The 11226-nt window shown below is 46.6% G+C and carries 13 protein-coding genes; 1 reads left to right on the forward strand and 12 read right to left on the reverse strand.

The features are described 5' to 3' along the window. Positions 1 to 261 precede the first annotated feature (261 nt). The 11 genes from ACT3RP_RS15840 to ACT3RP_RS15890 all read right to left on the reverse strand — a co-directional run bounded on the left by ACT3RP_RS15840 (position 262) and on the right by ACT3RP_RS15890 (position 9222). Positions 262 to 1224, reverse strand: coding sequence for a porin (locus ACT3RP_RS15840; RefSeq protein ID WP_086961201.1), 963 nt, complete (start codon positions 1222 to 1224; stop codon positions 262 to 264). 320 nt (positions 1225 to 1544) lie between these two features. After that, complete coding sequence (locus ACT3RP_RS15845) at positions 1545 to 2159, reverse strand: ATP-binding cassette domain-containing protein (protein ID WP_016239123.1); 615 nt, start codon at positions 2157 to 2159, stop codon at positions 1545 to 1547. Continuing rightward, positions 2159 to 2923: an ATP-binding cassette domain-containing protein gene (locus ACT3RP_RS15850; RefSeq protein WP_016239122.1), complete on the reverse strand. Its 765-nt coding sequence runs from the start codon at positions 2921 to 2923 to the stop codon at positions 2159 to 2161. Before ACT3RP_RS15850 ends, ACT3RP_RS15845 begins: the two co-directional genes overlap by 1 nt. Further along, positions 2916 to 3728: an alpha-D-ribose 1-methylphosphonate 5-phosphate C-P-lyase PhnJ gene (locus ACT3RP_RS15855; protein WP_048766754.1), complete on the reverse strand. Its 813-nt coding sequence runs from the start codon at positions 3726 to 3728 to the stop codon at positions 2916 to 2918. The genes ACT3RP_RS15850 and ACT3RP_RS15855 overlap by 8 nt, the downstream gene beginning before the upstream one ends. Next, positions 3725 to 4738, reverse strand: coding sequence for a carbon-phosphorus lyase complex subunit PhnI (locus ACT3RP_RS15860; protein ID WP_016239120.1), 1014 nt, complete (start codon positions 4736 to 4738; stop codon positions 3725 to 3727). The genes ACT3RP_RS15855 and ACT3RP_RS15860 overlap by 4 nt, the downstream gene beginning before the upstream one ends. Continuing rightward, positions 4738 to 5295 carry a phosphonate C-P lyase system protein PhnH gene (phnH, locus tag ACT3RP_RS15865; RefSeq protein ID WP_048766753.1) on the reverse strand — a complete coding sequence of 186 codons (558 nt, stop codon included), beginning with the start codon at positions 5293 to 5295 and terminating at the stop codon, positions 4738 to 4740. The genes ACT3RP_RS15860 and phnH overlap by 1 nt, the downstream gene beginning before the upstream one ends. A gap of 4 nt (positions 5296 to 5299) precedes the next feature. Further along, entirely contained in the window at positions 5300 to 5725 is a 426-nt protein-coding gene (gene phnG / locus ACT3RP_RS15870; RefSeq protein ID WP_081194694.1) for a phosphonate C-P lyase system protein PhnG, read from the reverse strand. A gap of 12 nt (positions 5726 to 5737) precedes the next feature. Next, positions 5738 to 6253, reverse strand: coding sequence for a hypothetical protein (locus ACT3RP_RS15875; RefSeq protein WP_019282989.1), 516 nt, complete (start codon positions 6251 to 6253; stop codon positions 5738 to 5740). After that, a complete protein-coding gene (locus ACT3RP_RS15880) occupies positions 6246 to 7070 on the reverse strand; it encodes an ABC transporter ATP-binding protein (protein ID WP_016239116.1) in 825 nt (274 codons plus the stop codon). The genes ACT3RP_RS15875 and ACT3RP_RS15880 overlap by 8 nt, the downstream gene beginning before the upstream one ends. A 2-nt stretch (positions 7071 to 7072) precedes the next feature. Next, complete coding sequence (locus ACT3RP_RS15885) at positions 7073 to 8131, reverse strand: FecCD family ABC transporter permease (RefSeq protein WP_096277100.1); 1059 nt, start codon at positions 8129 to 8131, stop codon at positions 7073 to 7075. Continuing rightward, positions 8128 to 9222, reverse strand: coding sequence for an ABC transporter substrate-binding protein (locus ACT3RP_RS15890; protein ID WP_096277102.1), 1095 nt, complete (start codon positions 9220 to 9222; stop codon positions 8128 to 8130). Before ACT3RP_RS15890 ends, ACT3RP_RS15885 begins: the two co-directional genes overlap by 4 nt. A gap of 23 nt (positions 9223 to 9245) precedes the next feature. On the opposite strand from ACT3RP_RS15890, the gene ACT3RP_RS15895 reads away from it, so the two are divergent. Then, complete coding sequence (locus ACT3RP_RS15895) at positions 9246 to 10232, forward strand: LysR family transcriptional regulator (protein WP_225734538.1); 987 nt, start codon at positions 9246 to 9248, stop codon at positions 10230 to 10232. A 291-nt stretch (positions 10233 to 10523) separates the two neighbouring features. On the opposite strand, the gene ACT3RP_RS15900 is transcribed toward ACT3RP_RS15895, so the two are convergent. Continuing rightward, positions 10524 to 10949, reverse strand: coding sequence for a hypothetical protein (locus tag ACT3RP_RS15900; protein WP_225734539.1), 426 nt, complete (start codon positions 10947 to 10949; stop codon positions 10524 to 10526). Between the last annotated feature and the right edge of the window lie 277 nt (positions 10950 to 11226).

The following is an 11226-nucleotide window of genomic DNA, read 5'->3' on the forward strand; positions in this document are numbered from 1 at the left end:
TTGGTGAGTACGCTTGCCTGTACCCAAGCCAGCGCTATGTCTCTGTGGTGTGCGGTAATACCTTCATCATGAAGGTTTCCGGGCAGTACCCGGCTGTGCACCATCTAATTGCCCACCCCGACATGCGGCGGATCAATTTCACCAGCTCCACCGGCGTTGCGCTTGATTTTTGAGGCTATCGAGATTTAAACCCCGAAGGTCGAACTGGGAGTTCAACTTTCGGGGTGCTGTGTAGACCTGTATTAATGGGCTCTGTGAAACTTAGAAATCGTATCGAACCCCTAAAGCCCACCAATCCTTATCAATCGCATTGATCTCCCTATCTGTACTGCTAGCATATTCTAAATATACAAACATTGGATCACTAAGCCGGTAGCTGCCACCCGCAACGTATTGGACGTCACTCAAATTCATGTCACTATTTTCCATATAGCTGACGTTCCCGTATATTTTGCCTTCTGAGTAACTAAAAACGGGTGCTATACCATAATGACGAATATCTCCCTGCTCTTCAAATAACGCACCGACACTTAGCTGTGGAGATATTTTGTAGGTTACGCTTGCCCCGAGTAGAGCATCATCATCACCTTCTGCTTCATCATAGCCAGCGGCAAAACGTACCGGGCCTGTTTCATAGGCTACATATCCCATTAGGTTAAGTGTTTCTTCTTCACCTGCATCTTCATCTTCTGGATCGAGCTTTCCAGCGACACCCAGGCTGAAGCCATCGAAACTTTGGGATTCAAAAGAGATAGAGTTTCCACGGGCGCGGGCACCACCTTTTGCCAAGGCTCGCCAATCCACAGTATTTCTTACATTGATAACCTTGGATATGTTCTGATAATAGATGGAGTCAAAGTTACCAACCTTTACGGCTCCGACGTCTTCAAATCGTAGCCCTACATATGTGTTCCTTATATCATCAATGACGTTAGGCCGTGCCTCGTCACGATCATTAGCGGTGAATCTAAACTCGGCTCTTATAAAACCCTCTAGCTTAGGATTTATCCTATGTCCAGCTTTAAAGCCAAGGCGTGAACCTTCTTCACTAATATAGTCGTTACCGTCATCGTTGTTTAACGTCAAGTGTATACGGCCATATAGGTCAAAGTAAGTTTCTCCGTCTTCATACACATTGAATGCCTGTGTGGTTCCTGAAAACCCTAAACCTGCTACTAGTGCCAATGTAGAAATGCCATGGCATTTTTTGTTGTTCAACAACATGTTTACTCCCTGATTTATCTTTTTGAGTTTTTTTTTACACTGCCGTGAGATTTTTTTTCTTTTTGGCCCTCCTCTTTTTTATTAAATGTTGTATGGCGTAGGCATTAATAAGCCGCTCACTCAGCCAAAGCGGGAGACTTTTTCATTGAATTTCCTTTGCGAGAAATTCTACTTTAAAGCACTACGGTTTGGTGGGGGGATTACCAGTGTGACTGAGGTATCGGCATGAACGAAGTTTAGGCAACCTACACTCAACGCAGATCCCAATAAAATTTTTTTCATTATGAGTACTTTTCCAGGTTAAATTAAATGTAGACGGTTTAACCGTCTAAAGAGATTGACTGATCCACCCAACTGGCACTCGTATGACTGGTGTAAATAACCAGTTTCTGAGCGGCTTTAGCCTGTAATAAAAGCGTGCTCACCTGATGACTACGCTCTGGATCCAATCCTGTACAGGGCTCATCTAAAAGTAAGATTGGAGGAGAAGAAAAATAAGCGTGAAGCAACATAAAACGCTGTAGTTCACCACCAGAGACATCACAGGCATAGCGAGAGAGTAAGCTAGGAGAGAGGTCCAGCAGTCTTAGTCCGTCGAGTACTGTCTTTGTGGGGACTAGAGCAAACCAATCCACAAGTTTTTCGCGAGGTAGTACGGTAGGATGTTGCCCTACGTACGACATTAATCGTGAGCGTAGAAATGCAAAGTGGGCGGGTGTCATTGTGCTTGGTGTGAACTGCTGATCGTGGGTTCGTATGCACAAGTGTGCCGTTCCTAAGCTTCGACTTCCCCAAATTCGTGAGAGCAAAGTCGATTTTCCTGAGCCTGACGCTCCCCAGATCTGTACGATCTGCCCTGTTTGTGCCGTTATGCGAAGTGGCCCATGATGTATGCCATTGCCTTCATACTGCAAAATCACAGTTGGTTTATTCATTAAATCATTGCCTTAACAAGAGCTTGGGCGATGAGATGCTCAGGCTCAGTAAGCAAACGATCCATAATGGATTCGCTGACGATGCGGCCTTGATCCATCACGATGGCCCGATCAGCAATGAGTCGAGCTAGACGTAAGTCATGAGTCACAAACACCATGGCAGTCTGTGTTTGGTTTCTCAAATTAGAGAGCACATCTAAAAAATCTGCTTGAGCGACTGAGTCGAGACCAGCAGTGGGTTCATCTAAAAATAAAATGCTCGGCTGATGGATCATGGCCGCAGCGATTTGTACGCGTTGGCGCATCCCTCCCGAAAAGTTCTTCACTGGCTCATGTAATCGTTCTGGACATAAACCAAGTCGCTGGCCCCATTTTTGTGCTTGTTTGAGTGCATCAACCGCACGGTTGTCACCTAAATCAAAAAGACGACGTACGATATTAGTGGCGGCACTTTGTCTCAGGTTTAGGGTTGTGCTGGCATCCTGAGCCACATAGCCACACGCCCGCCGACGTAAAAGGTTAGTTTGATAAAGACTGGTACGTAGTAAATCCTGGCCTAAAAGGGAAAGAGCCTGACAGTTGTTAGATAGCTGTCGTCCAGCAAGTATATTCAGAAGACTTGATTTTCCAGCACCTGAGGGGCCGACTAAAGCGAGAACCTCGGAAGGATAAAGCTTGAGGTGACAATCCGACAAAATACGGTGCCCAGCTATTTCAAGTGAGATAGCCTGTGCTGTCAGCACGGGATCTGGCAAGCTAAACATGAGCGCGCTCCTTGCATGCTTCGGAGTCGGAACATACCCAATGGGGGGTGTTTGACGTACCAATATTATCCAAATAATGAATAGATGAGCCGCAGATACAACATGCTGTATCGACTTTTTTCAGGCTAGCAGGCAGGTCAACAAAAGCTAAGTTTGCTAAGGGTGTATAGGCAGGCAATGCATAAATTCGTCGCTCGCGTGCGGCGCCAAAAATCTGAATAGCAGGCATCATCGCCATGCGGGGGTTATCCATAGCAGGAATAGGCGACGGTGACATTAAGACCCCATCATTAACAATCACAGGGTGGTCGTATCCTAAGCACGCCTCATCTTGTTGCAACCATGTTTCAAATAGAGCGCTTAACACGACACCGTAATCATGATGTGCGTGCCGTGTCAGTGCTTCGGCCGCATCATTAATAAATCCACGTAGAGGGTCAGGTCGAGGAACTTGGTACACCACAATTTGCTCTTCCCGCAACGGGCTTTCAGGGACTCGCTGACGCGTTTGAATGAGAGTAGCCTTTGAGCTTGTTGTCGTAATTGATATGTTTGCCGTTTTAGTAAAAAAATCCGCGATATTCAGGGCATTAACGGTATCATCCGAACCATGATCGACTACCTTTAACGTGTCATTCGGTTCTAATAAGGCAGCGGTAATAGCCATGCCTCCTACCCCCCAACCATAGGCAATGGGTAGCTCAGGAGCTGAGAAAGGTATTTGACGTCCAGGTAGACAGAGTGCTTTTAGGGTTTTACGACGTATTTCTTGTTTGGACGGTAGATCAAGGTAGGCATAATTCATATTTCCTCCTTAGCCTGAACTCGGCGTAAACGCGCTAAATCAGCATCAAAGTCAGAGTAATGAGGTAATTTCAAATGGCTGACATAGCCGGATGCAGCGACTCCGTCGGTATGCATGAGTGCATCACTGGTAGCACCCTCAATTTTAAAGTGCTGATCTACGATTGCCATGGCGACGGCTTTACGCTCGTTAGCTCCAAAAGCAATACCAAAACCCGCTTCTAAATGTGGAGATGAGCTAAAATTTGGAGCCACAGTAGTGCAGGCAGTTAACTCAACCTCACCAATGGATACGGTTAAATTGAGGTCTTCCAGCTCTACGAATATTTCAACGCTCCCTCTCATTAATTGCGCTACATAGGGATGACTCGTTGAGGCTTTACGCAAACTCTCGTAAGCTAATCCAGTTAAGTAGCCTTCTTCGCCACGAGCGAGATGAGCGAGACGCTCGCAAGGATCAGGTAAAGAAGGCAAAACAGTTCGCGTAATGTCTATCGGAGCTTTAGATATTTCGGTGCGGATAAGATCTGCGTACAGTGGCTCAGAGCTAGAGGGCGATGAGGGAGCTGTTATCACTGATTTAGGTAACTCGCACTGAGGGCGAGAGTGTTCTAAATCCATATTCAGTAAGCGGTGGGTGTAGTCGTAAGTGGCGCCTAAAATTTGCCCTCCAGCCAACTCTTTTTGCGTGGCGGAAATGTGGCGACTGTAATGCATTGTTTTTAGATCTATGTTTTGGCTTGAGCCAAAATTGGCTAATTGCGCGCGATGAGCACGTACGAGAAATACCGCTTCGGCAATGTCTCCCTGAGCTTGCTTAAAGGCAATAGCAGCAAAACGTCGATCGTATAAGCCCCCCTCACTCATGATCCGATCAAGAGCTAACGACATTTGTGCCATGATTTGATTAATTTCAATCTCGGGGATTGTGTCGTCGCCTCGGCGACTCCGTTCTACGGCTATACGGGAAGCAGCAATTGCTTGTTCACCACCCTTTACTGGTACGTACATTAAATGATCTCCAAAGTTAAGTGACGTGGTAATACAACCAGCTGCGTGTCAGCGCATAGTAGTAGGTCCACTCCACGCGGGTAATCGGCACGAAAAGCAATATGATCAATGACTACATTTTGATGTAACCCTGAAAAATATAAAGTGTGTGGTTTGTTGAGTCCTGCACCGGTGGCTCGTATAGCAAGCCCCCCGTTTGTAGGTGATATGGCGGCTATTTCCATGACAAGGGTTGCCCCACTTTCAGGCGCCTCACGGCTTCCTGCTGGAATATGTTGTAAGTGATGCCGTTGAGAACCTGCAAAAACCCATTCGGGAGTTTGGCTCAAGGTTGCGCCTGTATTCAAAATACGGCTTGTTAATTCCTTATTTTCCACCTCAATAGCTACCGTCGTTTGGCTGTCTAGAAGGCAGTCAACGATGCAATGAATAGCACGCTCTTCTAGTTGCTGTATGCGCATTGGGTAACCAAAGGCATGCAGTAGTCGCCGATAAGTACGCGTCTGCCGATGTAACTCATCGTCATGTCTGTGCTCAGATCGTAAAGGTATTTTCATGATTCTAAGTTTTTTGTGTGGTGTAGAAACGTACAGAAGTAGCAGCCGTCAGCTGCTCCCTCTCAGCCTTTTTTAGCTCTAACTGTTGGCGTATAGGGTGCAGCACCAGCTCACGTTGGTGGGAGGGGGCCGTTTGTAGAAAGGCGTCTAGATAGGCCGCTAACTCCGCTTTGCGTAGATCGGAGCCCAAATGTACTGCGTAACCTTGAATTTTCCCAATAGCGATTACGCAGCGAGTACAAGAAGCCTCACCAAACTGAAATGACACTGAGGCCTTACAAGCTTGTGTATTGAGCTGCACCAACCCCGTTTCAGGGCCAGCGAGTTTTTGTATAGGCACACCCGGATTGTAAGTAGCCCAGATATTTTCCAGATAATCTCGGTTAGCTCGGGCAAGTAGCCCGAGCCAAGTTTGACGTTCTTGACTCATGGCTATGACTTATTACGATAATACGGTAGCGTTGTAAATATCTTCTGCGGGCTGGACTAACAAGCGTTCTCCCATTTCGAGCTTCATTTCAGCCAAAATGATCTCTTCTTCTGGTGAGCGGTCTTTCTTGCGTGCTAACTGAATGAACTCGGGGCGTACGTGTCCGGGACGGATGGTGATTTCAACAGCGGTGCCACGGTACTCGAAACGGAAGTAATAACGACCACCGGGGGACTCTTCTTCTTCGAGCCCTACTGAGTTATCAACAATGTAGCGACCCTCAGTAAGACCGCGGGTAACAAACTCAATCGCATCTCTACCCCCTGGGCCTCCAAAGGCTGTGACACAGCGAATTTCACGTCGTTCAGGCAAACGACCATTATCTAGCAAGGGCCAGGCTCGCTGCATAACTTTTAGCCCGTGGGCTACACCACCCGGATAACCGGCACCGTGGTATTTTAATAACTCATCAAAGTGGACTGTAAATTCATGTCCATTTTCCAGATAGGAGATTGTATCGTTACTCATTGTATTTACCTTTGTTTAGAGGATAAGAAATGGGCATATCTTGATCCGGTTCACGTATTCCAAAAACCGGGCAGATTGTGCTTTGAAAATGTTCTCCCGTTTGCACCATTAGACGGCGTAGTCTGACGTTGTATAAACGGGATAACTCAGACTCGGTTAACAGCTCATCAGCTGGACCAAATTTAATCTGATCGTTGGTGTGCATCAGCAGTACTTTGTCTGCGAGATGCAGAGCGTGTTGCGGATGGTGAGTGGTAAAAACGACCGAATGGCTACGTACTCGGCGTAACTCGAATAAGACGTTAAGCAATAAGTCCTGATTAGCTAAATCTAAAGCTGAAGCCGGCTCATCAAGTATGAGTACCTCAGCACCAGTAGCTAAAGCACGAGCAAGCAACACTAATTGGCGCTCGCCGCCGGATAGAGAGCCATATAAACGATAAGCAAAATGCCCTCCGCCTACTTTTTCCAATGCTTCAAGAGCTAGCTTACGATCCCGCTGTGAAGGAAGGCTGAACATGGGAAGCAAGGCGGCTCGTGCCATGAGTACCACATCGAGGCAACAATGGTTTTCACTACCGTATTGGTATTGAGGTACATAGCCGATGAGGTGGGGTACCTGCCGTTGTCCTTGATCTAAACGTTGTGAGCCTAATAGAGCTTTTAGCAACGTAGTCTTACCGCGTCCGTTTGGGCCCAAAATGGCCAACGTTTCGCCCTTTTGTACGTTAAAACTTAAATCCTGAAAAATCACACGTTCACTAAAACGTACGCACGCTCCAGTTAAACTGAGATGAGAGGTAAAGACGGTTTGCATGATTAAGCCCTTTCACGTCGACGAGTGCATAGTAAGTACACAAAGACGGGGGCGCCAACTAGAGCTGTGAGTACGCCTAAAGGAATCTCTGCAGCAGTTAAACTACGAGCCAACGTATCAGTCAAAATCATGAAAGTGGCACCCAGCATAAGACTCGTGAAATAGAGCCGGCGGTGATCTTCGCCTACTAACATACGAGCAAAGTGTGGGATTACGAGTCCTACCCACCCCACTACGCCCGATGCGGTTACGCAGGCGCCGATAATGATAGAAATCAACGCGAAGACGATCATCCGGGAGCGTGCAACATGGATGCCAAACGACTTAGCTTCGTCGTCACCCATAGCGAGTACAGCAATGCGATAGCGCATTCTATTCAGTAGGTAAATGCTGGCAATGAGTATAGGAGCAGTTTGTGCAAATTTTTCCCAACTCGCCGTTGCAAAGCTTCCCATCAGCCAAAAGACGATGGCAGGTAAACTCGTTTCTGGATCCGCGGCATATTGAACTAACGAAATACCTGCTGCAAATAAAGCATCAATAACAATTCCAGCAAGCACAATAGTCATCAAAGTACGACCCGCCATATTTGAAATCAGCACTACTAAAAACAGAGCAGCAAATGCTGATACAAACGTAGCCCCCATCAGTAGCGGCCCCCCTACTCCAGCCAAAATTGCCAGTGATCCTCCTAATGCTGAACCTGAGGATAAACCTAGCACTTTAGGTGAAACGAGAGGGTTACGAAATAAGGTTTGTAAGGCTACCCCGCAGATGGCAAGCCCAGCCCCACATACTCCTGCCAATAATATGCGCGGCAAGCGTACATTCAAGATCACCAACGCATCCATATGCTGTGAGTTATCACCTCGTAAGGCTGCATATAGGATGGCTACAATCTCATCTAGCGCTACGCTGTATCGACCTACTGATAGCCCGATTAGCACAGTCGCTATAAGCAGTAGGGACAAAAGAGGCCAATGACTAGCACGCCAAGTGCTCAGGGTAACTGGCTCAACCATTTCTGAGGACGAGTGAATCGATCGCGTATATGTGTTCATTGTTTACGAAACACTTGATAACCGTGACTGTCGCCGTTCATAGCAATACGCAGAATTCGATCTATCTGCTCATCCGATAGGTCAAAGTTATAAAGTAATTTGAAGCCTTCTTTTAATTCGTGACGTAGGTCAAAAGAGAAAATATCGGGATGAGTAAGATTGGCCAGCCACATCCATGTGTAGGGGCTTTCATGGGAAGCACTATCCCAGATATATCCACCTTGAGGTGTCTTATAAACGCGTTTTTGTACGGCGGCATTTAAGCGAGAAAGTAATGGGTCGTCGTATATCGCTTCTAATCCAGCATCCGTCTCTGCTGCGGAAAGTAAGATAATATCTGGGTTCCATTCAAGAATCTGTTCCACGCTAACAGTGCTTTGTACGCCAGCTCCTTGAGCTACATTTTTAGCGCCAACCAGCTCGATGAAGGTTTGTTGATAACTTTTCTCACCAGTAGCAGTCAACTTGGATTTGGCAGAGCGCAAATGCAAAATGCTTGGTGTTGCATGAAAGCCTACTTGTTTTAAACCAGTAGTAATTTCACTTTGTACACGGTCACGCCAATCAATAAGCTTTGACAGTTTTTCAGTATTACCCGTGATATCAGCCACCATTTTCATATTGGCTCGGGCCAGCTCTTCTGTACCCGCATTGCCACCGCCTACCATTAGAGCAACGGGCAAACCTGCATTGCGAAGTGGAGCTACGATATCATCGCCGCGCTCACCCCACTGGATGACTAAATCCGGTTTAAGTTCTGCGATGGCCTCTACGTTGGGCATCCAACCACCGTTTTCCGACAAAATGTCACTGGAGATATCAACAGCTTCAGGAAACATAACGCTCATCATACCGCTCTCAAAGGCTCGTTTAGAGCCCTCATTCATACCCACTAACAGCTCGGTAGAACCATCTATTGCGATGAAGGTAGCTGCAGCTGGATTGGGCAGAGTAATGATACGTCTAGGAGGGGCTTCTAACTTAATTTCCTGTCCGGTTACATCAGTAAAGTTAAATTCTTGCGCTGACAAGTTACCTGATAACAAAGTTGTCGCTACTAGCACGGCAAAGCAACGGGGTATTGAGGTCATAACCTCTCCAATTAAGAATGAGATTGACTATCATTTTGATTAAAAATATTATAGCCAGTGTTTCATCAATTGGAATCGAAATGTTTATGACGGTGCGTGAAGTAATTTCGAACAAGCTAGCAGCAGTGTCTGTGCGTGACTTGCTTTTAGTTGAGGCCGTCGCAATGAAACGTAGTTTTCGTTATGCGGCCATAGACATGGGTATTTCGACCTCGGGCTTGTCTTATCAAGTAAAAAAAGTAGAGGAAATTCTCGGACAGCCCATTTTTGAAAGGGGGAGTAAAATAACACCCACTGCCTTTGGAAAGGAAGTTTTAGACTTAATCGCCGTAATTTTAGAAGGCGTGACTCGGCTTGAGGGGTTACGTGATGATGGCTTAGCTCTTCCCTTTGGGCAAACCTTACGTATTGGAGTGATTTCCTCACTGGCACCGGATAACTTGTTACGGATTATCCAGATTTGTGCTCACCGTTCAGGTAAAACTAAAGTCGAGTTGGTTAGTGGCAAGCATCAAGGTCTGTTACGGCGTTTACAGAACCGTGAAATTGATTTGCTAATTAGTGCAGCACAGTCGGTTCCTGAGGGGATGGCATATACAAGCTTATTCAAGGAACACTTTGTCTTACTAGTGCGAGCCGATAAACTTCAGCCTGAACTCCATCCTCTTATGCTCTGTGAGCCTGGATTACTACCACTTAGCGAGGATGATTTTGTTCCATCGCTAATTACTGAAGGCTTAAGTAAATTATTAAGCTCCGGCTTGACTCGTACATATGGCCTTGGTGTTGAGCATCGAATGGCTTTAGTTGCCGCAGGTTATGGTCATGCATTATTGCCGTATGGCTGGGTAAGAGATGTACATTTACCGGATCATTTAGCAGTGATGGAGCTTCCTCCCGCTTTATCGGCAGAGCGTGAATTAGGTTGCTTTTGGCGTCACTCATACATGATGGGGAGTCAAATTTCTCAGGCTTTTAGTGAAGCATGGATTACCTCTGCTATCAGGTAGTCGCGCCCATTATTCCTATGCTTTTGAGGCGAAATGGCTGATGCTGACATGAGTAGCCTCGCAAATAATGGTTATTAAACCCACGTGAGCATATTCAGACTAACATCAACGCCGGTAAAGGCATGGCCCTATGGGGGTATAGCGGGCGACCCATTGCACATGACATAGCCCCTTTCCACGGATAGCTCTTCATAATAACTTAAGTCACCTTTAGGGGGAGCTCTGATTATCTTTTTTGCTCGTTTGAAGCGTGTCGATTGTTATTGCCACTACCCCATATTGGTCTACTCACTATCCATGTGTGACTCCTCGCACCTCATCTAGAGCGGCATCAATAACGAGATCAGGGTCTGTAGCTATCAGATCCTGGGGCCTTAGCCCGCCAAGATAGCTGTTTATCGACTGAAACCAAAAGGCCATTCCCCATCCGTCTTTATCCTCTTTGAAGATGTCGATGATTTTCGACATGACGCGATACGGTCGGTAGCCAGCATCCTTCTCAAGCCCAAACGCTGGGTAGTAATCGGTGCCGTGGTCATTGATAGTAAAAATATCACCTTGTTGTTTCCACTGAGCAGGATGAACACTATCACCACGTGAGCGGACGCCTGGCAACTGCAATATCTCATCGACAGTTAACCAATCGCCGCTTTCCATCACGGCTCGACGCGCTCTTGCTTCCATCTCAGCTTCGCGCAAACTAGTTGGCGTGGTCATAATCTTAGGCACCCTTATTTTGGGTATGTACTCTGGTCCATTATCCTGGGGGCTATACTAATAAGTTAGCCGTCGCGGAAGTGATCGTCGTGGTACTTGAGGCTAGCCATGCATAAGCGGCCGATGATGGATAACGTCTAACCACCTTACGGTGTTCAACCTACCAGTGAGATAGCTTTGTTGGCTCCTCACTTTGAATTTGTTCTTCCTTCCTATGGCTACAACCTAGCGGATAGATAAAAGCGCTGGAAAACTATCAATCTCAAGATCAGAAACG

The organism is Halomonas sp. AOP5-B2-8, assembly GCF_052376475.1.
GTDB classification, from domain to species: Bacteria; Pseudomonadota; Gammaproteobacteria; order Pseudomonadales; family Halomonadaceae; genus Vreelandella; species Vreelandella casei.